Annotated in this window: 1 protein-coding gene and 1 pseudogene; both read right to left on the bottom strand. The window is 61.7% G+C overall.

Annotation, left to right across the window (positions count from 1 at the left end; all coding sequences use genetic code 11):
- A pseudogene (locus EOA86_RS39780) lies at positions 1 to 226 on the bottom strand (hypothetical protein); the annotation flags it as partial.
- Positions 227 to 439: 213 nt separating this feature from the next.
- Positions 440 to 781, bottom strand: a 342-nt coding sequence (locus EOA86_RS36860) for an SDR family oxidoreductase (RefSeq protein ID WP_128345849.1), incomplete at its 5' end; no start/stop codon positions are given.

Below are 781 nucleotides of genomic sequence, written 5' to 3'. Positions count from 1 at the left end.
TGTAGTAGGACGGGCTGTTGATCCTGGTGCCACCACCAGCGAATTCTTTCGGCTTCGGTCTGTGCTTCGGCGGCGGAGGGAAATCACCTTGGGGCGCGCGCCTGATACCACCGCCGAAAAGCCTCTCGAAAAGCCCTTGCGCGTCCGCCTGCGGCACGCCGAAGGTCAGCATTACCGTTACAACCGCAAGCGGCATCACGGTTGCTTTGTTTCCGAGGAATTTCATGGATCACCCGCTCCGGCTGCAACCGGCTCCCGTTCCGCATCGCTTGACGGTCTCGCCCACCGCACGGCGGGATGTAAGACGCGACCACATCGATTCATACCGATTTCGTTAAGCTTCCATAAATTTCGGCTCTCCTGTTGCAGAACAGTTTCACAAACCGTGACAACTAAAGCGAATTGGGTCCGCTCCGGTTCCAGGGAAATAGTGCACGGGTCAGGCGTTGGCGCCGCCGTCGATAGTCAGTGCGGCGCCTGTCACGAAGCGCCCTTCGGGACCTGCCAGCCAGGCGACCATGCCGGCGATTTCTTCAGCCTTGCCGAAGCGGGGCGTCGCCATCTTCTGTCGCTGGTGCTCGGCGTGCGGGCCACTGGCGGGGTTCATATCGGTATCGGTCGAGCCAGGATGAACGACGTTGGCGGTGATGCCGCGCGAACCGAGGTCGCGCGCCAATGCCTTGGTCAAGCCGACCAACGCCGCCTTGCTGGCCGAGTAGGCGCTGAGGCTGGTGTCGGTGACACGCTCCGCCAGATTGCTGCCGATCGAGATGATCCTGCC

It is taken from the genome of Mesorhizobium sp. M5C.F.Ca.IN.020.32.2.1, assembly GCF_004023105.1.
GTDB lineage: Bacteria > Pseudomonadota > Alphaproteobacteria > Rhizobiales > Rhizobiaceae > Mesorhizobium > Mesorhizobium wenxiniae.
The sequence above is the reverse complement of the archived record's forward strand: the minus strand, read 5'-3'. Positions and strand labels throughout refer to the sequence as shown.